Genomic DNA, 18,405 nt, shown 5'->3' with positions numbered 1-18,405 from the left:
CCCGAACGGGTTAAATTGTGCTCACCAAAAAGACTGAAAAGGCAGGGCCTCAAGGACCCCGCTCATCCCACCTTACTTAGCCGCCACCTTTTGCTCATAAGCCACCTGGCATTCCGGCCGCAGCTTGTCCTTTTTCCAGCATTTCTTGTCGAACGAGGGCAGGGTCAGCGCATAGCTCCGCCCCGGATCGCCGTAAAATTGCTCACCCGCCAACACCAGCGACTTCTTGATCGATCCAAGGCCGGTGCGCGCCACTTCATGCAGCGAACCGCGATTGGCGAAGATCGCCTGCCGCCCGACCTGACCCGCCGCCTGGCAGAAGCCGCGCTGCGCCTGTACCGTCGAATAGCCCGAATAGATGCGCGTGCCATATTTATCGGACGCGGCCTGACCCGGCTTGCCCTTGCCAACGGTGCGCTGGAAATAGCCAAGCAGGACGGACTGCGCCGAGTCCATCTCCGCGTCATGATGCGCGATCATCGCGTTGTAATTGCTGATCGACAGCAGCGTCGGTTCGAACTGGCACTGAAGCGCCGCGACGTTGAGCGCCGCGCGCAGGTTCCAGACCAGACCCGCGCGGACCTCCTCCGCCGTGGCGCCGGGCAGGCCGAGCGCGGTCGCCGCGTCCGCGTCCGTCAGCGGCGGGCTGGAAAAGTCGGGCGGCGACCAGAAAAACTGGGCTGCGGCCGGTTGAGCCAGCAGCGGCGCGGCGGCAATCATTAACCCGGCACAGACCCGGCGCAGCGTGGAACAGGATGTCATGACTTCCCCTTTAAGAATGGCGGCCTTTATGAATGGCGATCGGGCAGGGCTTCTCTTATGATATGCCTTGCGCCCGGCGCCTGTATTGCGCCTGAACGTCTTGCTCCGTCTATTGATCCGACAGTATCTCTGCCTCGCCCTGCGTCGCGTTGGCCGCGGCAGGCTCCGGCTGAGGCGCGGCAGCGGCGCTGCTATTCCCTCCAGCGGAGGGCAGGGCCGCCGATGGCGCTTCGCTCTGCACCCCGTCCAGGTCCGTCATGGCGTCGGTGGTCGTGCCATCGACAACCTCCAGATCCTTCATCTGAACCGTGTTGCCCGCCTTGTCGTCCTTGCCGCACGCCGCCAGCGCGGTGCAGCCGGTCAGCAGCAAGGCGGTAAAGATCATCCTCGCTTTGCAGCGCATCCGGGTCTCCCAAACATGTGATGCCCGGCGGCCCCCACCCGGCGAAGGCGCAGACCCTAGCCGCCTGATCCGCATTGCTCAACCCCCGCGCCACAGCGGCGCAAGCGGCCCAGAAAGGCAGGGAAATGCGCCTTCAAAGCCGCATCCAGATCGGCCATCGAGCCATTCTTGCCCAGGGCCGCGATGCTGGTGACCGGATATTCCGCAAGCCCGCACGGCACGATGCCGCCAAAATGGGACAGGTCGGGGTCCACATTGATCGAAAAGCCATGCAGCGTCACCCACCGCCGAACCCGGATGCCTAATGCGCCGATCTTAGCCTCGCGCCCGTCAAGGTCATCGGTCCAGATGCCGATCCGCCCGTCAGCCCGCCGCGCCGCGATGCCAAGGTCGCCCATCGCATCGATCATCCATCCTTCCAGATGATGGACGAAGTTGCGTACATCCTTGCCCCGTTCCCGCAGGTCGAGATTGAGATAGCCGATCCGCTGCCCCGGCCCATGATAGGTATAGCGCCCGCCGCGCCCCGCATCATGCACCGGAAAGCGCGGGTCGATCAGCTCGGCCGGATCGGCGCTCGTCCCCGCCGTATAAAGCGGCGGATGTTCGAGCAGCCACACCCGCTCGCCCGCCTCCCCCTCATAGATCGCCGCCGCCCGCGCCTCCATGTCGGCGAGCGCGTGCGGATAGTCCACCGGAGCGGAATCGACCCGCCATTCGATCTGGTCGGCCACGGCAGGCGAAGGGGCAGAGGATGACATGGCACTTCCTTGACTTGGGCGAGGGGAGCGATCAAGTCTCCTCCCCGATTTTAAGTACGGGAAAAGGCGAAGATATGGCGGCGATGTCGATCGGCAAGGCATGGGAAGAAGCGGTCGCCTTCGTCGCGCGCGAACGCAGCCTGCTGTTCCCCGTCGCCTTGCTCTTCGTCGCGCTGCCCGGCCTTATCCTTCAGGAGATGACGCCGCCCGAACTCGCCACCTGGACGATGGAAAAGGGCGCCATGCCCGACATCCTGCCCAGTTTCATCCTGTCCACGCTGATCGGCGTCATCATCATCTGGTTCGGATCGCTCGCCCTGTTCGCACTGGCGTTGCGGCCCGGCATCAGCGTCGGCGAAGCATTGCGGCTCAGCCTCTCCCGCCTGCCCGTGCTGCTGGGCACCGCTCTTGTCGTCATCGGCGTGCTGCTTGGCATAGCCATCGTTGGCATGATCGTCGTCGTCGCCTTCTCCATGGTGGCAAAGCCGGTTGCTGCCGCCCTCGCCGCGTTGCTGGTGGCCGCTGGCGGCGCCGTCATGCTCTTCGCCAGCGTGCGGCTCATGCTGCTCAATCCCGTAGTAATCGACGGCCATGAAGGCGTCATGGCCTCGCTCCGGCACAGCTGGGCGCTGACACGCGGCCATTTCTGGCGGCTGCTCGGCTTCATCCTGGTGCTGACGCTGCTCTCGGCCATCGTGGGGTCGGCCGCGCAAGTCATCTTCGGCCTGTTCGGTCGCCTGATCGCCGGGGCGGAAGGCGCGCGGCTTATCGGCGGCGTCGCAGCGGCCGTCGTCTCGACCGTGGTGCAGGTCTATATGCTCGTCATGCTCGCCCGGCTCTATCGTCAGGCGGAGGCGGGCTGACCCAGTATCGGCACATGCGGCGCCGCATCGGCGCTCAATAAACCGACCAGCCGAGGATCAGCGAAAACCTCAACCTCCCGCTTATAGGGCACAAATCCCGCCCGCTGATAGAAGCTGAGCGCCCCCGGACTGTCCAGCGTGCAGTTATGCACCCAGAAACGGCGCACCTCCTTGCGCCATGCCAGCGATTTCGCCTGCGCCATCAGCCATGCGCCAAACCCCTTGCCAGTCAGCTCGGGTATAAGGCCAAGGAAGCTCAGTTCACAGTCCGGCAGCGCCCGGAAATCCAGCTCCAGCAAGCCCACCTCCACGCCGCGCGGATCGGTGATCGCAAAGATCTGCACCGCCGGATCATGGATGATCGCCGTCAATTCCGCGTCACTCATGACAAGGCGCGAAAACCAGAGCCACGGCTCCCCCACACGCCGGAACAGCGCGCGATAGGCGTCCAGCGCTGGCGCCTTCCACGGCACCAGCCGCAACGGAGCAGGCGGAATCGGCGCGGGCCGGGGCCGCTCCTTCATTTCCAGATAGGTCACGATCGTCGCAATCTGATCATTGGCGACCGGCGTCAGCGACATGGGTTCAGCTCCAACTCGCCATCGGTGGCAGGCTCATCAAGATCGCGTCGACATTGCCGCCGGTCTTCAACCCGAACAGCGTGCCCCGGTCATGCACCAGGTTGAACTCCGCATAACGGCCGCGCCACTCCAGCATCCTGGCGTAATCTTCCTCGCTCCAGCTTTCGCCCATCCGCCGCCGGACAATCGGGGGAAAGGCCGTCAGGAACGCTTCGCCCACCGACCGGGTAAAGGCGAAATTCGTTTCAAACCCTGCATCATCCTCGCACTCCAGATGGTCGTAGAAAATGCCGCCGACGCCGCGATGAACGCCCCGGTGCGGAATGAAGAAATAGTCGTCGGCCCACGCCTTGAAGCGGGGATAATAAGCCGCATCGTGCGCATCGCACGCGTCCTTGAACGCGGCATGGAAGCTCGCCGTGTCCTCATCCCGGGGCAGCGGAGGGTTAAGGTCCGCGCCACCGCCAAACCAGCTTTTGGACGTGATCAGATAGCGCGTGTTCATATGCACGGCTGGCACATGCGGATTGGCCATATGCGCGACCAGGCTGATCCCGGTTGCGAAAAAGGCCGGATTTTCCCCCGCGCCATGGATGGTTTTGGAAAAATCCGGCGCGAACTCGCCCGAGACGGTCGAGACATTGACCCCGACCTTCTCGAATATCTTGCCCTTCATGACCCCGCGCACGCCGCCGCCGCCTTCGCCCGGCGTCAGGCCCGGTGCTTCGCGGTCCCAAGGCGTGTAGACGAAGGAGGCATCGCTGCCCGCCTCGCGCTCGATCGCTTCGAACTCGGCGCAGATGCGGTCGCGCAGCGATTCGAACCAGGTGCGGGCGGCTTGCTGTTTTGGGTCGAGAGAAAGGGTCATTGCGGGAATTGTCCAGTCTGGCGAAGGGCTTCGGCAACCGCGATGCCCGTGGAAACGGCAATGTTCAAGGACCGGAAGCCCGCAGCCATGGGGATTCGGACGCGCAGGTCGGCCATGTCCCGCACCGCGTCGGGTACGCCCGCGCCTTCCGATCCCATCAGCAGCACATCATTCCCGTCAAAACGCACCTCCGGCAGGGGCTGCGAAGCATGGCTGCTCATCAGCACCAGGCGGCGACCTTCGGCACGCCGGACCTCGTCAAATGCCTCGAAATTGGCGTGCCGAGTCACCTCCGCCGCTGCGCCATAATCCATGGCGGCGCGCTTCAACTTGGCGTCGGAAAAGGCGAATCCCATCGGCATGATGATGTCCACGGGCACGGAAAAACAGGCGGCCAGCCGCAATATGGCGCCGACATTTCCCGCGATCTCGGGTTGGTAAAGAGCAATACGCATGGCCCGCGCATAAAGCAGCGGGGCAAATTGTCATAGCCATCGCCAAATTGCTGTTGGCAAAGAAGCCACAGTGGGTCTATCAGGCCCCCGAACCACGCCAGGGGGAAAGGCGAGGCCCATTTCCGTGGGCGGCGCTACTCTCTCGATAATCAGGGCCGGTGACGGCAATGCGGCGGGTAACAGGGACGTCTTTGCAAGGGTTGAGGTGCATGGCGAGCGTTGAACATACGGACAGCCAAGGTCTATCCGGCGAAGGTGGAGTGCGTCGTCGCGACTTCATCAATATCGCCGCAGTAAGCTTCGCGGGGGTCGGGGCTGTCGCCGTCGTCATTCCGCTCGTGGATCAGATGAACCCCAGCGCGGACGTGCTGGCGCTCGCTTCGACTGAGGTGGACATCTCGTCGATCCAGCCGGGCCAGGCGATCAAGACGACCTTCCGCTCGCAGCCGCTTTTCGTTCGTCACCTGACGGACAAGGAAATCGCGGAAGCCGACAAGGTGGACGTATCCAGCCTGCGCGACCCGCAGACGCTGGAACAGCGCACCGTGGATGGCAAGAAGCAGTGGCTGATCACCATGGGCGTCTGCACCCATCTGGGCTGCGTGCCGCTGGGCGCGGGCGAGGGCGAGAATCGCGGTGAGTTCGGCGGCTATTTCTGCCCCTGCCACGGTTCGTCCTACGACACCGCGGCCCGCATCCGCAAAGGCCCTGCGCCCAAGAACCTGGAAGTGCCGAAGTTCAGCTTCACTTCCGACACTGCCATTCTCGTAGGCTGAGGTAAGAAACCATGAGCTTTCCCTGGGCTGAGCATTATACTCCCAAGCATCCCGCGATGCAGTGGATCGACGAGAAGCTGCCGCTTCCGCGCCTCGTCTACAACGCGATCGGCGCCGGTTATCCGGTGCCTCGCAACCTCAACTATTTCTGGAACTTCGGTGTTCTGGCCGGCCTCGCGCTGGTGATCCAGATCGTCACCGGCGTGATCATGGCGATGCATTATGGCGCCAACACGCTGGTCGCATTCAGCACCGTTGAACAGACGATGCGCGACGTGAACGCGGGCTGGCTGATGCGCTATGCGCATGCCAACGGCGCCAGCTTCTTCTTCATCGTCGTCTATCTCCACATCTTCCGCGGCCTTTTCTACGGTTCCTATAAGGCGCCGCGTGAAATGGTCTGGCTGCTCGGCATCGTCATCTTCCTCCTCATGATGGCGACTGCCTTCATGGGCTATGTGCTTCCCTGGGGGCAGATGTCCTATTGGGGCGCCAAGGTGATCACCGGCCTGTTCGGCGCGATCCCGGTCGTGGGTGAGCCGATCCAGACCTGGCTGCTTGGCGGCTTTGCGCCTGGCAACGCGTCGCTCAACCGCTTCTTCTCGCTGCACTTCCTGCTGCCCTTCGTGATCGCTGCGGTCATCATCCTGCACATCTGGGCGCTGCACATTCCGGGTTCGTCGAACCCGACCGGCGTGGAAGTGAAGGGTCCGCAGGACACCGTTCCATTCCATCCTTACTACACGGCCAAGGACGGCTTCGGGGCTGGCGTGTTCCTGATCCTCTTCGCGATCCTGTTGTTCTTCGCGCCGAATTATCTCGGCCACCCGGACAACTATATCGAAGCGAATCCGCTTTCGACGCCTGCGCACATCGTGCCGGAATGGTATTTCTGGCCCTTCTACGCGATCCTGCGCGCTTTCACGGTCGACTTCTTCTTCGTACCTGCAAAGCTGCTGGGCGTGCTGGCGATGTTCAGCTCGATCCTGATGCTCTTCTTCCTGCCCTGGCTGGATACCTCGCCGGTGCGTTCGGGCAATTATCGCCCGACCTTCAAGAAGTTCTTCTGGATCCTGATCATCGACGTGCTGATCCTGGGTTATTGCGGCGGCGCGCCTGCTGCTGAACCCTATGTGATGATCTCTCAGATTGCGGGCGCCTATTATTTCGCCCACTTCCTGATCATCCTGCCGCTGATCTCGCGCTTTGAACGGCCGCTGCCGCTGCCGGGCTCGATTACGGAATCGGTGCTCAACCGCTATAACATCAAGGGCGAACAGGATGCGCTTCCCGGCATGGGCGCGGATCCGCAGCCGTCGAACGCCGGCTAATAGGGGACAAGATCAACATGGTTCGCATCGGCGCATTTCTCGTCGGCCTCTTCTTTGCTGGCTGGCTGCTGATCTCCTTCCTTGTGGGCGCTGTGGCCTATGTCTCTGAGCCGCCCGCTGCGACGGTGGAGCATGAATTCCACAAGCATCCCAAGGAAGTGGACTTCTCCTTTAACGGCCCGTTCGGCAAGTTCGACCAGGCGCAGCTGCAGCGCGGCTTCCAGGTGTTCAAGGAAGTCTGCTCGGCCTGCCACAGCCTGAAGTTCGTCGCTTTCCGCGACCTCAAGGGCATTGGCTATAACGAGGCGGAGATCAAGGCGATCGCCAAGCAGTGGGCGATCAAGACGCCTGACGTCGATCCCAAGACGGGTGAGGCTTCGACCCGCGAGCCGGTTCCGGCTGATTACTTCCCCAAGCCCTTCGCCAACAATGTTGCGGCGGCTGCGGCAAACAACAATGCGATCCCGCCGGATCTCTCGCTGATGACCAAGGCGCGTCATGACGGATCGGCTTATGTCTATTCGCTGCTGACCGGGTTCCAGAACCAGCCGGCCGAATTGCTCAAGCACTTCCCGGATGCCAAAACGCCGCAGGGGCTGCACTACAACCCCTATTTCGCTAACCTGAACCTCGCCATGGCGCCGCCGCTGACGGCCGATGGTCAGGTGACCTATGGCGACGGCACCAAGGCGACGGTCGATCAGATGGCGCAGGACGTTTCGGCCTTCCTGACCTGGACCGCCGAACCCAAGCTTGAGAACCGCCGTCGTGCGGGTCTGGCGACCATCGTCTTCCTGCTGATTGCGACGGCGCTGGCCTACATGTCCTACCAGAATATCTGGGCCGACAAGAAAAAGGCCGCCTGACCGCCACTTGGCCAAGGGAATGGATAGGAAGGGGCGCGGCGTCATCACGACACCGCGCCCCTTTTTCATTGGGAGTTTGCATGGATCTAGATGAACTCGCCGCGCTGGTCCGGACCATCCCCGACTTTCCAAAGCCCGGCATCCTGTTCCGCGACATCACGACTTTGCTCGCCGACGCTGAAGGCTTCTCGGCGCTTGTCAGCGGGCTTGCCGCGATCGCGCGTCCGCTCGACGCTGACATAGTCGTCGGGATCGAGGCGCGCGGTTTCGTGCTTGGATCGGCACTCGCCCATGCGCTCGGTCTCGGCTTCGTTCCGATCCGCAAGTCGGGCAAGCTACCCGGCAAGACCGTCGGCATCGACTATGTGCTGGAATATGGCACCGACCGCCTCGAATTGCATGAAGGACAGATAGGGCAGGGTGCCCGCGTCTTGTTGGTCGACGACCTCATCGCCACAGGCGGCACCGCTCTCGCCGCCGCGCAGCTCCTCCGCGAACAAGGCGCCACCTTGCTCCTCGCGCTCTTCGCCATCGACCTCCCAGACCTCGGCGGCCGCTCCGCCCTCGAAGCCGACGGCATCGCCACCGCCGCCCTCCTCAAATTCCCCGGCAATTAACGGTTTCCTTCATGAATTTCCCCCACCAACCAAAGTGCGAAACAATCGCCGGAAAACGCATCCTCTTCCTAATGGCGATCGAGGATGAATACGGCCCACATCTCCGTTCCCGCTTCACGCCGCTGATGACTGGCGTTGGCCCCATCGAAGCCGCGATCACAACCAGCTTGGCACTTCAGCACCTTCACCAGCATGATGCTCTACCCGACCTTGTTGTGTCACTGGGCTCAGCGGGCTCCCGCGCCTGTCAGCCGGGGGAGGTCTATCAGGTGGCAAGCGTCTCCTGGCGCGACATGGACGCATCCCGCCTTGGTTTCGCAAAGGGAGTGACTCCGTTCATAGATCACCCCGTCAATCTACCGCTGCACGCACCTCTAGACATTCCCGCGGCGCGCCTTTCAACCGGCGCAAACATTGTGGGCGGCGAGGAATATGCACTTATAGACGCCGATATGGTCGATATGGAAACCTTCGCCATCACCCGAGCCTGCCAGCGCTTCGCTGTTCCCCTGATGGGGCTGCGCGGCATATCCGACGGTCCAGGAGAACTGAACGATATGCTCGGTTGGACACAACTCCTCGCATTGCTAGACGAGCGGCTGGCGGTAACAGTTGATTTACTAGCCGATACGTTGAACCAGGTGAGCAGCTAATTTCACACAAAACAGAAGAGATATGCGAAGCCGGCCAGTCATTCGCTGAATCGAACGTCAATGTTGAGCGTGCCAGACCCAGTTGGCTATACCTGCAATGGCCGAGTGGAGGTGTCATCAGAAGGGTGCCATTCTCCGGCGATCCGGCAGCGGAAGCTTGCGGCGCGTAATCGGCGGTAAGGTGGTAGCGGCCGAGCAGAAGGACTGGGGCAAGGTGAGCGGAATATCCTCGCCGATGATGGGCAAGCGGTCCTCGGTCGCGGCATCGAACACGCCGTTCGCGCCAGTGCAGTGAAGCAGAATCTGCCCATTTTCGACCCGCATGGTCAGATGCGATCGCGAAATTTCCCGGTCGGGATCGATCATCACCCAATCGGAAGCAGGGTCGCGTCCGACAGTGAGGACCCCGTCGGCGAGAAAGCGGGCATCGATCGGAGTGAGCGCGTCATCCTTGTTGAACAATCGGAAGATGTACATCAGCTCTTCCTTTTCCGCCGGGCGGGATCGATTTCTGCCCCAGAATCGATCCGGGTCATCAGCATCGCCTGCTCCGCGTCGGCAAGTGCGGTCGCGACATAGTGCTGCCGGTCAGCCATAGACGCGACCATATGGTTCATCGCGTCGAACAGATGGCCAATTTCATCCTTGCGCCGGTGCGAGATGCGGAAGGACAGGTTGCCAGCCGTAACGTCATCCAGCGCCCGTTGCAGCCGCCGGAGAGGACGGCTCCAGATGCGCACGCTGGTCGCGCTGCATATGCCAAGGACCAGCGTCACGAAGATCGCGAACCCGGCAAAGAGCAGTCTGGCGGTGCGCTGCGCCTGATCGAGAGGGCCACGTTCGGTCACGACATCCACCTTGCCGAACGGAACCCCTGCATAGCGCACGGGTTGCACGAAGCGGATGCCCCCCTGTGTCTGGGTAACCGCAGAGCCTGCGGTCGTGGGCAATGGCGCTTCGGCCGATGCCGCATGTCGGTAACAGGTGCCGAGCAACCGGGTATCGCTGGACGCGCGGATGACATTTTGTTCGTCCGCGATGACCAGATTGCGAAAGCTGGGATCGCCGACGGCGGCGACGGTAAAGGCCTGCAAAGGCGTCCAATCCTGCTGAGCGGCCGGTCTGCCAGCATTTTCGGCAACATGGAGCGCCGCGTTGCGAGCGACGAAGGATGCAATGGAGGAGCCCGAGGTGAGGGCCATGTCCTGCATGACCATCGTTTCCCGCTGCACCACGAAGTTTACCCGGTGCCGAGCGCCAGCAGGCCCGACGCGGCAAGCAGGAGCCTTCCTGGCGCCGGTCCAGATCGCGCTCGATTAGCGCATTGTCGGGATCTAGGCGGAGGGCTTGACCGAGCAGCCTAACCGCATTGCCTACCTGCCCCTTATTGAGAGCCGTAAGGCCAGCGGAGCGCAACCGGGCAGCGCGGCGAGGATGCGGCACAGGCGACGGAGCGGGCGTTGTGGCGGAGGGCGAGGGCTTTGGGGGGAGGGGCAGGGGCGGGAGTGGGTTCGGGTCGAGGCCGGGACGGTGCCGGGCGCGCCTCCTTTGGCCGGATCCCGGCACCCGGATGGTCTGCCCAAGCTTCAGCGTGGCGGGGACACGGCAAGCTGATTATAGCGTGCCAACAGATGGAATTTCATCCGGTCGCCGAGGAAATGCTGAGCGACAGCTTGCGTGAGGAAGTGTCGGGAGGATCACGTTTCAGCATTGCGGCCAGCTTCTTGCGCGCGGCCTTTTCCGCCTCTTGGCCGAGCAGGCATACGACATCGCCTAGTTCCTGGGCATTGCTGACCTCCTGCACCATGGCTGGGCGCGCCGCCTCCCCACCGGGTTTTGAGGCGCAGCCCGCCAAGAATTCCATCACTGGTCCGGACTTTGGAAAGGGCCGCCAATAAGGGCGGCCCTCGGTACAATAATCAGCCGATTACTGTTGCTGACCACCCGAACGATCGTCGCGGCGTTCCTGCTGATCCGCGCCACCCTGCTGGCGGCGTTGGTCGTCTTGCTGATTTTGTTGACCAGGATTGCGCTCCTGCTGACCTCCTTGCTGCCCGCCACCTTGCTGGGTGCGACCGGAATCCTGCTGGTTCTGCTGGCCGGGATTCTGGGTCTGGCCGCCTTGTTGGTTGCCCATCTGATTGTCTTGGTTCTGATTTGCCATTTGAGGATCCTCTCGTGCCGAAATGGCACCTCATACAAACCCGCTGCATCGTACGGCTGTTCCGTGCGCTGACTTCCCACCAACCTATATCCTGGGCAATTGAGCGCGCAGCGGTAGTATCCGTCGATGCGCTTCGCAGGCAGAGCCCTTATGCCTCAAAAAGTCTTGCTCGTGCCGCCCCGTGCATCGCTTCCATCCGCATCGGCGTCCCCCTGACCCACAGCCGATCCACCATAATGCTTTCCACCCAGAAGGCAGGGTCACAGGCCGCCGTCCCCAATCCGAGGGATCGGCATCCGAAATCTCGATTCCCGGCAGGCCCAGCAGCATCGTCATCAGCGTCCCGCCGATATTCGCCATGAAGGGGCCGGCAGGCACCTTGGAATCCGCATGATCCTCCCGATATTCCAGACACTGGTGAAATCGCCCCTTGTCATAGGCGGCATAGCCTTCTTCAAACAGTTTCAGCGTCAGCGTCCGGTCCCCCCGCATCGCTGCCCAGACCGGATAAAGGGCTGGCAGCATCGGCGATCCCACATAGTCCGGCCAGTGCGACAGAAAGAGGTCTAAGGTCGCCTGCTCTTGTCGGGCGGTCGCTGGATAGTGCATCGGGAACAGGCCGGCGAGTGGAGAAGGGGTCGCACCCTTGGGCTCGCTGATGCGGAACTCCTCATGCGATGCGATGACGCCGTCACCGCGAACCGGCAACTGGAGATTGTCCGCTATGTCGCGCCAGATGGAAGGTATCTCCGCCCCAATCGAGAGGCCGATGCGGATCGTACGGCGTAGCAGGTCATAGGCCGTCATCAACGTGAAGCTGTCATTATCGGGCGGCTCAGGCACTTCGGCCGGTCCTGTCGCCCGTAACAGCTCAAAACCGCGTGTCGTCTGCGTCAGGCGGGACGCCAGCCAGTCCGCTACGCCTGATAATATGGGCCAACCCGTAGCTCGCAGATAACGCATATCGCGCTCCGCCTCGGCTTGGAGCGCGAAGGCGCGCGCGACATGCAGTGAGACATGGGCCGCATGCGCCGCGCCCGATCCGGGGCCGGGCGTCGCTTCCTCGCCCGAACGCGGCGCCGCCTCCCACGGGAAACGAAGTCCATCCTTGTTGTCGAGCATCGCATACATGCGCGCGGCGTCGATATGCCGAGCGCGAAAGCCGAGCAGGCTGCGCGCCGCCGTGGGCTGGACGAGTAAAAGGGGAGGAACGCAGAAGGCGTCAATGTCCCACATCACATGTCCGAAATAATAATTGTAATTGGGCCAGCTTGCGAGCCCGAACATCGAAGTCGCAGCGGGCGATGACGTGCGCGCGGAGCTGTTCAGATAGAAGAATCCCGCGTCGATCAGACGTTGATGATCCGCGCTCGCCCCATCGACCATTATCCGGCTTTGCCACAGCTGCCGCCAGCTTTCCCGATTAAGGTCTCGCAAGTGGTCGAAACCCAGCTCCGTGCCCTTAGCAAGGCGCCGGACGGCCTCGTCCATGGGGCGATGATGGACAAGGGAGGGAACGAGGGCGGCGATCTGCTCCAGCCGTACCGTTCTGCCGCGCTTCAACTCGATCGAATATTCGGCCGTCAGCGATCCCGAGCCGTGCTTCTCCCGAAAGCAGGGCTCGTCCTTGGCTTCCGGGCATTCGCTATGAAAAGCGATGCCGCAGCAACTGAACGCGCCCTCCGGCACCCAAAGCATCGCGCCTTCGCCCGATGCCGCTTGCTTCCCCACCTTCCGCTCTTCCGCGCGCCCGCGCGAACCTGCCGTCACAATCCCCGCGCGCAGCCGAACCGTGCAGGCCGTGTCCGCCGTCAGTTCGATGCGCTGCAGCACCAGCGCAGGATCACTACGGCTGGCAAAGGTCAGTACTTCCACGCGGAGCGCAACTTCGCCCACATGAACGTAAATCCACTGAATAGCTCCCCGGCGGCGAAATCATATCGCTGTGTCGCATCGCTGATTAGCCATGGCTGTTCGGTCAGCCAAGTTTCCCAGATACCCATGTCGGCGGCCAGCGGATAGGGAATTGGGACGGTAGCCTCGACCGATTCCTCGTCGTGCAGGCCCACCACGCCGTTAACGATGGCGGAACCGGGCAACATTGGAATCTCGCGCACGCGAAGACCCACAAGGCCGTTAGCCACATAGGCCGGTAGGTCGTCGCCCCGATATCCATCAACCGAATCTGGACTGAGCGGTTCCCATTCCACGGATCACCTCGCTGTGGCTTTCAAGGACGGGAATCCCGTCGATCCTTTTCCGGATAATCCTCCGGCTTAACCGTGCCGACATTAGGGCGGTCCTCGACCTCCTCCTGCCGTTGGCCGCCGCCCGTCCGGGGGTCTTCCTTCTCCCGTCCCGGCAGCGCGTCACTCATCGGGCCGCGCGGCGTTTCGGCATTGTCCGGCTTATGCTGCCCTTCGCGTTCACTCATCGTCATTCTCCTATGCTGTGCCGGGCTCAGCCATCTTGCGATGCTGCTCAGCCAGGATGCAGGCTGCCACGGCGGTTCTCCTCTTTCTGGCTTGCCGCCATGCCCGGTTTCAGCACGACCTTGGTGACTTCATTCTGATGATCGTGGAACATGCGATATCCCTCCGCCGCTTCCTCCAGCGGCAGGCGGTGGCTGATGAGGAAAGTCGTGTCGATCTTGCCCTCCATGATCGCATTGAGCAGGGCGGGCATATAATGCTGAACATGGGTCTGCCCGGTCTTGAGCGTCAGACCCTTCTCCATGAAGGCGCCCAGAGGAAATTTATCGACGAAGCCGCCATAAACGGCGGGCATCGACACTCGCCCACCCTTGCGGCAAGCGAGAATAGCTTGGCGGATGGAGTGCGTCCGATCTGTGCCCAGAAAGGTCGATACCTTGATCTGGTCCCACACATTGTCGGCAAAGAAGCCGTGCGCCTCCAACCCCACTGCGTCGATGCAGGCGTCCGGCCCGATGCCACCGGTCATTTCCATCAACGCCTCGTACGTTTTGGTCTGCTCATAATTGATCGTCTGGGCACCAAAACGTGCCGCGAGTTCCAATCTTCGCGGAAAATGGTCGATGGCAATGACCCGCTCCGCTCCCATCAGGAAAGCCGACTGGACTGCGAACAACCCGACCGGCCCGCAACCCCAGACCGCGACGGTGTCTCCCGGTTCGATCCCGGCATTCTCAGCAGCCATCCATCCGGTGGGAAGGATATCAGAGAGAAACAGAACCTTATCGTCTTCTACCCCATCCGGAATAACGATCGGGCCGACGTCGGAGAATGGCACGCGGACATATTCTGCCTGACCTCCCGCATAGCCGCCGGTCATGTGGCTATAGCCAAACAGCCCTGACATGGGCTGGCCGTAGATGGCCTGAGCGATGTCCTGATTGTCGGCGGGCAGTCCATTGTCGCATGCGGAATATTGATGCTTGCTGCAATGGAAGCATCCACCGCATGCAATGGTGAAAGGAACGACAACCCGCTGTCCCTTTTGTAGCGTCGATTTCAGTCCTGTCTCGACCACCTCGCCCATGAATTCATGGCCCAATATATCGCCCGACTTCATCGTCGGGATATATCCGTCATAAAGATGGAGGTCAGACCCGCAAATCGCCGTGGAAGTTATCCGGATGATCGCATCACGTGGATTAATGATCTCCGGGTCATCCACCGTATCAACCCGAACATCATGCTTGCCGTGCCATGTCAGCGCCCGCATCAGACTTCCTCCTCCTGTTGCCGGCGCGTCCAGGCCGACGTCGCGATTTCGCCCGTCTCCATGAGTTGCTTGAAGCGCCGCAAATCCCGCCGCGCCTGAATCGCCGGTTCTCGTTGAAACATTTTGGCGATCGCCTTGCCGATGATCCCGGCCGGGGGATCATAAAGGATCGTCACGCTCACCCGCGTCCCCCGACCGCCCGGCGCATCGCGGAAATCTACCTGGCCGCTATTGGGAACGTCCGCCCCTTCCTCTGAAGTCCAGGCGATCGTCTCGTCGGGCCTGTCCTCGGTGATGGCAGAAATCCATTCAACCGTTTTCCCGGCGGGTGCCTTCACCGTCCAGTGGGTGCGCCCTTCCGCCACCGGCTCAACCGACACCACATTCTCCATAAAACGTGGCAGGTTGCCGAAGTCCCGCCAGAAGGCATAGAGCTCGGCCCTCGGGCGATTGATGGTTACCGTCTTGCCGACCAACGCATAGCCTTGGGGATCGATCAGTTCCTCGCGCGCCTGTTCGCCGCGATCTTCCTTGCTCGTGGTAAGCGGTGCATCGTCGCTCGGGAACGACGCCTTGTTGTCGGCCATGCTGAGCCTCCTGAAGTGATCATGGCGCAACCCGCAGCCGTTGCCCACGTTCCCTCTTTTCACGAGTGACCCGTGCAAAAACAGCCCCAGATAATATAGGTTAGCGCTTCTGGCGCTCGTGCGCCGGACTGCGGAACATGTGTGGCAAGCCATCGTTGACCGGCCATCAGTCAAAGGGAGAAAGCCCATGGCGCTTCACGCCCATTACCCCTCACGATCTCAAAGCCTGCTGCTCGGCGCGGGCCTTGCCGTCCTTGGTCTTGCCGGGCGCAAGTTGATGGTTCAGGCGCCGACCATGCTTGCTGGCGACTGGGACAAGGCGCTTGCAGCGGAGCATAAGGCAGCGCTCGCTTTGTTCGATGGCCTCGCCGCAACTGACGATGCCGCCAGCGGCAAACGCCGACTAATGCTGATGCAGCTCAAACATGCTTTAGGGAAGCACGCGCTTGAGGAGGAGAACGCCATTTACCCCGCGATGCGCGAACATGGGATGAAGGCGGAAGCCGACGCCCTCAACGGCGAGCATGGGTATGTGAAGCAGTATCTTTATGAGCTGTCGGACCTGCTGGACGCTAATCCGGCCTTTCAGGAGAAGCTGGCAAAGTTCCGCGCCGACATCGAAGGGCACATGAAACAGGAAGAACAGGAACTTTTCCCTCGCCTGCGTCAGGCACTCGACGACGGCGCAACCGGCCGCCTTACGCGGCGGATGAATCAGGAAGGTCTAAAACTGGCCTGACGATGGATAAGCAGCTGAGGGGTGGTCCGGAAACCCTAGTCGGATCGGTATTTCGGATAAACGAGGGCATCTTCGAGCGCTGCTGAAGGCCAACCACGCCGGGGATCAAACTTGATGGAGCCATCAAAGGCGGGCCAGCCGCCCACCATCCACCGCAAGTGTAGCCCCGGTGATGAATGCCGCGTCATCGCTAGCGAGAAATGCCACGGCCGCAGCGATATCTTCGGGGGTTCCCACGTCACGGTTGACGATCGTCTCGGCACCCGATTGCACATTGGGATTATTCCAGAGCATCGGCGTATCTATCGCACCGGGTAGTACAGCGTTCGCTCGGATCTTTACGTCGCGTCCCTCAATAGCGGTGCTGCGGGTCAGCGAGAGTATGCCCGCCTTAGCCGCGGCATAGGGTGCTACGTTCGCACTGGTCTCCATAGCATGGACGCTGGCGATGTTAACGATTACACCCCCTTTGTCGCCGAAGGAGAGGAATCCCCGCTTCGTAAAGAATGCGGCGCCCAACAGATCCACCCGCAATATGTCCAGCCAATCATCGCCTGACCACTGGGCAAGTGTCTTGAATGACATGAGGCCGGCATTGTTGACGATGATGTCCACCCTGCCGAAATGGTCGATCGCCGCCTTTACGCAGGCTTCCACCTGTTCCTCCGATCCGACGTCGCAGCCGAAGCCCATCGCCTTGGCTCCAAGGCTGGCCGCAGTCGCCTGGGCCTGGTCTTGCTTGAGATCGGCAATGAGGACAGCCGCCCCCTCGGCATACAGTTTTGCGGCGATCGCAGCGCCGATCCCGCCCGCCGCGCCTGTGACGATCGCCACCTTATCCTCGAAGCGCTGCTTCATCATGCTTCCTCCTGCACAGCCGGGCCTGTCGCGGGTGCCTTGATCATCCGCTTTGCCCGCTCTCGCTGCTCCGTGGCGAAGCCACGGTTGACGTCGCTCGGCAACACGACCGGCACCGTAAGACACAAGCTTTGGGTCGGAAGGACGTCGCGCCATTGCTGGATCAGGCGCTTATAGGCTTCGCCCACCGGCCGGATCTTGCGATCGAGATCATAGAGGCCGAGCGGATTGACGTTCCCGTTCCTGATGCGCAGCGCGCTGTCCCAATCGACCTGATCCGTCAAGGAATACCAGGTGAAGCCGACGATAGGTACGCCATCATTTCGCACCCGGAGGACGTTGGCCCATTGCTTCCAGAGCCAGTCGACCGCTTCGGTCCCCAGCGGACCTTGTGACAGGTTGGTTTCCGTGTGCATCACCGGCAAGCGGTAACGCTGATGGTATTGGCGGGTGATCTCGCTGTAGCCAAAAATTTCACCAGAAGGCCGGGTCGTTCCATCCAGCGCGACGCGATGTTCGTTGGTGATGTAATAGTCATTCCCCATGATGCAGTGCTGTTTCAGGCGATTGTCGAGGAAGAAGTGATATTCATCGCGCGTCATCCCGTTATCCATGAGATATTCGTACATCTCGGAATCGACGCGACGCCCATAGTTGAGGTCCAGCGAGAGAAAGCGCTGCGAATTCATCAGCTCGGCACCCCGGATCGCACCCGGAGCTTCGGCATGATAATATTCCGAAGATTCACTTTGGATGAAGATGGCGTCGGGCCGCACTTCCAATATTCGACGCATGGCCAGAACGTTGGCGCGAACAATATTTTTCAGTGCATTGACGAATGCCTGATCACTGGCCAGCTGCTCGTTCCACCAGCCATAACGCGCCGAGAAGGTGGCGCAGATGAACATCTCGTTGACCGGCGTATATAGTTGTACCCAAGGGAAGCGCTCCGCAAAGGCGCGGGCATAGATGCCGAACTGCTCGGGGAAGTCAGGGTTTTGGAAATTTCCGATCCAGTCAGGGACTCCAAAATGACAAAGATCGACGATGGGGACGAGATTGAGGCGCTTCAGTTCCGAAAAGCTCTGGTCCGCAAATTCCCAGTCATAATGTCCGGGGCCTGTCCAGGTCTTGTGGACGGGCGAGCCATAACGCAGATAGGAGATGCCCATCTCTTGAATGAGTGCGAAATCCTCTCGCCAGCGGGCATAATGACCGCAGCTTTCCATTTCATCGACCCGAGTCCTGCCGTTGTCGATCGTAGGCACGCTGTTCTCGACGCCCGTGGCGAACATGAAAGTGGCGATCAGCCTTCTCCCGCTCGAACATGTGATGCGACAACGCCGGGCCGACGCCTTGGGATCCGTGACTGATCGGCGCTCTCCCCTGTGGTGTCGGCGGGCGCCGAGTTTTTTA

Annotated in this window: 24 protein-coding genes; 8 read left to right on the top strand and 16 right to left on the bottom strand. The window is 61.5% G+C overall.

The window, feature by feature from the left end; all coding sequences use genetic code 11:
• Nucleotides 1-72: 72 nt before the first annotated feature.
• The 3 genes from ACZ5YV_RS08535 to lipB all read right to left on the bottom strand — a co-directional run bounded on the left by ACZ5YV_RS08535 (nucleotide 73) and on the right by lipB (nucleotide 1,926).
• Nucleotides 73-762, bottom strand: a complete 690-nt coding sequence (locus ACZ5YV_RS08535) for a hypothetical protein (protein ID WP_464787248.1) — start codon at nucleotides 760-762, stop codon at nucleotides 73-75.
• 109 nt (nucleotides 763-871) lie between these two features.
• Complete coding sequence (locus ACZ5YV_RS08530; protein WP_464787247.1) at nucleotides 872-1,147, bottom strand: hypothetical protein; 276 nt, start codon at nucleotides 1,145-1,147, stop codon at nucleotides 872-874.
• A 74-nt stretch (nucleotides 1,148-1,221) separates the two neighbouring features.
• Nucleotides 1,222-1,926 carry a lipoyl(octanoyl) transferase LipB gene (lipB, locus tag ACZ5YV_RS08525; protein WP_464787246.1) on the bottom strand — a complete coding sequence of 235 codons (705 nt, stop codon included), beginning with the start codon at nucleotides 1,924-1,926 and terminating at the stop codon, nucleotides 1,222-1,224.
• Nucleotides 1,927-2,000: 74 nt separating this feature from the next.
• Here lipB and ACZ5YV_RS08520 point away from each other — a divergent pair, with 74 nt between their 5' ends.
• Nucleotides 2,001-2,789: a DUF7847 domain-containing protein gene (locus ACZ5YV_RS08520; protein WP_464787245.1), complete on the top strand. Its 789-nt coding sequence runs from the start codon at nucleotides 2,001-2,003 to the stop codon at nucleotides 2,787-2,789.
• On the opposite strand, the gene ACZ5YV_RS08515 is transcribed toward ACZ5YV_RS08520, so the two are convergent.
• The 3 genes from ACZ5YV_RS08515 to ACZ5YV_RS08505 are packed head-to-tail and all read right to left on the bottom strand — an operon-like array spanning nucleotide 2,771 to nucleotide 4,693.
• On the bottom strand, nucleotides 2,771-3,370 hold the full coding sequence (locus ACZ5YV_RS08515) for a GNAT family N-acetyltransferase (protein ID WP_464787244.1): 600 nt from the start codon (nucleotides 3,368-3,370) through the stop codon (nucleotides 2,771-2,773). The two genes, ACZ5YV_RS08520 and ACZ5YV_RS08515, sit on opposite strands and share 19 nt — an antisense overlap.
• 4 nt (nucleotides 3,371-3,374) lie before the next feature.
• A complete protein-coding gene (gene hemF, locus ACZ5YV_RS08510; RefSeq protein WP_464787243.1) occupies nucleotides 3,375-4,238 on the bottom strand; it encodes an oxygen-dependent coproporphyrinogen oxidase in 864 nt (287 codons plus the stop codon).
• Nucleotides 4,235-4,693: a tRNA (cytidine(34)-2'-O)-methyltransferase gene (locus tag ACZ5YV_RS08505; RefSeq protein ID WP_464787242.1), complete on the bottom strand. Its 459-nt coding sequence runs from the start codon at nucleotides 4,691-4,693 to the stop codon at nucleotides 4,235-4,237. Before ACZ5YV_RS08505 ends, hemF begins: the two co-directional genes overlap by 4 nt.
• A gap of 209 nt (nucleotides 4,694-4,902) precedes the next feature.
• Here ACZ5YV_RS08505 and petA point away from each other — a divergent pair, with 209 nt between their 5' ends.
• The 5 genes from petA to ACZ5YV_RS08480 all read left to right on the top strand — a co-directional run bounded on the left by petA (nucleotide 4,903) and on the right by ACZ5YV_RS08480 (nucleotide 8,936).
• The gene (gene petA, locus ACZ5YV_RS08500) at nucleotides 4,903-5,469 is read left to right on the top strand and encodes a ubiquinol-cytochrome c reductase iron-sulfur subunit (protein WP_464787241.1); all 567 of its coding nucleotides are present in this window, start codon (nucleotides 4,903-4,905) and stop codon (nucleotides 5,467-5,469) included.
• An 11-nt stretch (nucleotides 5,470-5,480) separates the two neighbouring features.
• A complete protein-coding gene (locus ACZ5YV_RS08495) occupies nucleotides 5,481-6,800 on the top strand; it encodes a cytochrome b (protein WP_464787240.1) in 1,320 nt (439 codons plus the stop codon).
• Nucleotides 6,801-6,817: 17 nt separating this feature from the next.
• A complete protein-coding gene (locus ACZ5YV_RS08490; protein ID WP_464787239.1) occupies nucleotides 6,818-7,666 on the top strand; it encodes a cytochrome c1 in 849 nt (282 codons plus the stop codon).
• An 80-nt stretch (nucleotides 7,667-7,746) separates the two neighbouring features.
• The gene (locus ACZ5YV_RS08485) at nucleotides 7,747-8,283 is read left to right on the top strand and encodes an adenine phosphoribosyltransferase (RefSeq protein ID WP_464787238.1); all 537 of its coding nucleotides are present in this window, start codon (nucleotides 7,747-7,749) and stop codon (nucleotides 8,281-8,283) included.
• Nucleotides 8,284-8,294: 11 nt separating this feature from the next.
• The gene (locus ACZ5YV_RS08480; protein ID WP_464787237.1) at nucleotides 8,295-8,936 is read left to right on the top strand and encodes a 5'-methylthioadenosine/S-adenosylhomocysteine nucleosidase; all 642 of its coding nucleotides are present in this window, start codon (nucleotides 8,295-8,297) and stop codon (nucleotides 8,934-8,936) included.
• Between the two features lie 117 nt (nucleotides 8,937-9,053).
• Here ACZ5YV_RS08480 and ACZ5YV_RS08475 read toward each other — a convergent pair whose 3' ends face one another.
• The 3 genes from ACZ5YV_RS08475 to ACZ5YV_RS08465 all read right to left on the bottom strand — a co-directional run bounded on the left by ACZ5YV_RS08475 (nucleotide 9,054) and on the right by ACZ5YV_RS08465 (nucleotide 10,803).
• Entirely contained in the window at nucleotides 9,054-9,413 is a 360-nt protein-coding gene (locus tag ACZ5YV_RS08475) for an FHA domain-containing protein (RefSeq protein WP_464787236.1), read from the bottom strand.
• On the bottom strand, nucleotides 9,413-10,171 hold the full coding sequence (locus ACZ5YV_RS08470) for a HAMP domain-containing protein (RefSeq protein WP_464787235.1): 759 nt from the start codon (nucleotides 10,169-10,171) through the stop codon (nucleotides 9,413-9,415). The genes ACZ5YV_RS08475 and ACZ5YV_RS08470 overlap by 1 nt, the downstream gene beginning before the upstream one ends.
• 404 nt (nucleotides 10,172-10,575) lie before the next feature.
• Entirely contained in the window at nucleotides 10,576-10,803 is a 228-nt protein-coding gene (locus tag ACZ5YV_RS08465) for a hypothetical protein (RefSeq protein WP_464787234.1), read from the bottom strand.
• Between the two features lie 66 nt (nucleotides 10,804-10,869).
• Between ACZ5YV_RS08465 and ACZ5YV_RS08460 the strand changes: the two genes are divergently transcribed.
• A complete protein-coding gene (locus tag ACZ5YV_RS08460) occupies nucleotides 10,870-11,172 on the top strand; it encodes a hypothetical protein (protein WP_464787233.1) in 303 nt (100 codons plus the stop codon).
• A gap of 12 nt (nucleotides 11,173-11,184) precedes the next feature.
• On the opposite strand, the gene ACZ5YV_RS08455 is transcribed toward ACZ5YV_RS08460, so the two are convergent.
• From ACZ5YV_RS08455 to ACZ5YV_RS08435, 5 genes are all read right to left on the bottom strand, one after another.
• On the bottom strand, nucleotides 11,185-12,996 hold the full coding sequence (locus ACZ5YV_RS08455) for a glycoside hydrolase family 65 protein (protein WP_464787232.1): 1,812 nt from the start codon (nucleotides 12,994-12,996) through the stop codon (nucleotides 11,185-11,187).
• Complete coding sequence (locus ACZ5YV_RS08450; RefSeq protein ID WP_464787231.1) at nucleotides 12,963-13,217, bottom strand: hypothetical protein; 255 nt, start codon at nucleotides 13,215-13,217, stop codon at nucleotides 12,963-12,965. The genes ACZ5YV_RS08455 and ACZ5YV_RS08450 overlap by 34 nt, the downstream gene beginning before the upstream one ends.
• Before the next feature lie 113 nt (nucleotides 13,218-13,330).
• Nucleotides 13,331-13,534: a hypothetical protein gene (locus ACZ5YV_RS08445; RefSeq protein WP_464787230.1), complete on the bottom strand. Its 204-nt coding sequence runs from the start codon at nucleotides 13,532-13,534 to the stop codon at nucleotides 13,331-13,333.
• Nucleotides 13,535-13,581: 47 nt separating this feature from the next.
• A complete protein-coding gene (locus ACZ5YV_RS08440) occupies nucleotides 13,582-14,805 on the bottom strand; it encodes a zinc-dependent alcohol dehydrogenase (protein WP_464787229.1) in 1,224 nt (407 codons plus the stop codon).
• Entirely contained in the window at nucleotides 14,805-15,392 is a 588-nt protein-coding gene (locus ACZ5YV_RS08435; protein ID WP_464789179.1) for an SRPBCC family protein, read from the bottom strand. Before ACZ5YV_RS08435 ends, ACZ5YV_RS08440 begins: the two co-directional genes overlap by 1 nt.
• Nucleotides 15,393-15,579: 187 nt before the next feature.
• On the opposite strand from ACZ5YV_RS08435, the gene ACZ5YV_RS08430 reads away from it, so the two are divergent.
• Nucleotides 15,580-16,131 carry a hemerythrin domain-containing protein gene (locus ACZ5YV_RS08430; RefSeq protein ID WP_464787228.1) on the top strand — a complete coding sequence of 184 codons (552 nt, stop codon included), beginning with the start codon at nucleotides 15,580-15,582 and terminating at the stop codon, nucleotides 16,129-16,131.
• A 123-nt stretch (nucleotides 16,132-16,254) separates the two neighbouring features.
• Here ACZ5YV_RS08430 and ACZ5YV_RS08425 read toward each other — a convergent pair whose 3' ends face one another.
• Together ACZ5YV_RS08425 and ACZ5YV_RS08420 are read right to left on the bottom strand one after the other, a co-directional pair.
• Nucleotides 16,255-16,992 carry an SDR family NAD(P)-dependent oxidoreductase gene (locus ACZ5YV_RS08425; protein ID WP_464787227.1) on the bottom strand — a complete coding sequence of 246 codons (738 nt, stop codon included), beginning with the start codon at nucleotides 16,990-16,992 and terminating at the stop codon, nucleotides 16,255-16,257.
• Nucleotides 16,989-18,284, bottom strand: a complete 1,296-nt coding sequence (locus ACZ5YV_RS08420) for a family 1 glycosylhydrolase (RefSeq protein ID WP_464787226.1) — start codon at nucleotides 18,282-18,284, stop codon at nucleotides 16,989-16,991. The genes ACZ5YV_RS08425 and ACZ5YV_RS08420 overlap by 4 nt, the downstream gene beginning before the upstream one ends.
• Nucleotides 18,285-18,405: the final 121 nt, after the last annotated feature.

It is taken from the genome of Sphingobium sp. TomTYG46 (genome assembly GCF_055396345.1).
Note: the sequence above shows the minus strand (reverse complement) of the source record. Positions and strands in the feature narration are given on the sequence as shown.

What these genes read in the sequence shown, in the direction of transcription:
- ACZ5YV_RS08420 (WP_464787226.1), bottom strand. Translation starts at nt 18,284, where the DNA reads ATGTTCGCCACGGGCGTCGAGAACAGCGTGCCTACGATCGACAACGGC.
- ACZ5YV_RS08495 (WP_464787240.1), top strand. Translation starts at nt 5,481, where the DNA reads ATGAGCTTTCCCTGGGCTGAGCATTATACTCCCAAGCATCCCGCGATG.
- ACZ5YV_RS08440 (WP_464787229.1), bottom strand. Translation starts at nt 14,805, where the DNA reads ATGCGGGCGCTGACATGGCACGGCAAGCATGATGTTCGGGTTGATACG.
- ACZ5YV_RS08435 (WP_464789179.1), bottom strand. Translation starts at nt 15,392, where the DNA reads ATGGCCGACAACAAGGCGTCGTTCCCGAGCGACGATGCACCGCTTACC.
- ACZ5YV_RS08425 (WP_464787227.1), bottom strand. Translation starts at nt 16,992, where the DNA reads ATGATGAAGCAGCGCTTCGAGGATAAGGTGGCGATCGTCACAGGCGCG.
- lipB (WP_464787246.1), bottom strand. Translation starts at nt 1,926, where the DNA reads ATGTCATCCTCTGCCCCTTCGCCTGCCGTGGCCGACCAGATCGAATGG.
- ACZ5YV_RS08505 (WP_464787242.1), bottom strand. Translation starts at nt 4,693, where the DNA reads ATGCGTATTGCTCTTTACCAACCCGAGATCGCGGGAAATGTCGGCGCC.
- ACZ5YV_RS08490 (WP_464787239.1), top strand. Translation starts at nt 6,818, where the DNA reads ATGGTTCGCATCGGCGCATTTCTCGTCGGCCTCTTCTTTGCTGGCTGG.
- ACZ5YV_RS08515 (WP_464787244.1), bottom strand. Translation starts at nt 3,370, where the DNA reads ATGTCGCTGACGCCGGTCGCCAATGATCAGATTGCGACGATCGTGACC.
- ACZ5YV_RS08475 (WP_464787236.1), bottom strand. Translation starts at nt 9,413, where the DNA reads ATGTACATCTTCCGATTGTTCAACAAGGATGACGCGCTCACTCCGATC.
- ACZ5YV_RS08535 (WP_464787248.1), bottom strand. Translation starts at nt 762, where the DNA reads ATGACATCCTGTTCCACGCTGCGCCGGGTCTGTGCCGGGTTAATGATT.
- petA (WP_464787241.1), top strand. Translation starts at nt 4,903, where the DNA reads ATGGCGAGCGTTGAACATACGGACAGCCAAGGTCTATCCGGCGAAGGT.
- ACZ5YV_RS08445 (WP_464787230.1), bottom strand. Translation starts at nt 13,534, where the DNA reads ATGAGTGAACGCGAAGGGCAGCATAAGCCGGACAATGCCGAAACGCCG.
- hemF (WP_464787243.1), bottom strand. Translation starts at nt 4,238, where the DNA reads ATGACCCTTTCTCTCGACCCAAAACAGCAAGCCGCCCGCACCTGGTTC.
- ACZ5YV_RS08480 (WP_464787237.1), top strand. Translation starts at nt 8,295, where the DNA reads ATGAATTTCCCCCACCAACCAAAGTGCGAAACAATCGCCGGAAAACGC.
- ACZ5YV_RS08430 (WP_464787228.1), top strand. Translation starts at nt 15,580, where the DNA reads ATGGCGCTTCACGCCCATTACCCCTCACGATCTCAAAGCCTGCTGCTC.
- ACZ5YV_RS08485 (WP_464787238.1), top strand. Translation starts at nt 7,747, where the DNA reads ATGGATCTAGATGAACTCGCCGCGCTGGTCCGGACCATCCCCGACTTT.
- ACZ5YV_RS08530 (WP_464787247.1), bottom strand. Translation starts at nt 1,147, where the DNA reads ATGATCTTTACCGCCTTGCTGCTGACCGGCTGCACCGCGCTGGCGGCG.
- ACZ5YV_RS08520 (WP_464787245.1), top strand. Translation starts at nt 2,001, where the DNA reads ATGGCGGCGATGTCGATCGGCAAGGCATGGGAAGAAGCGGTCGCCTTC.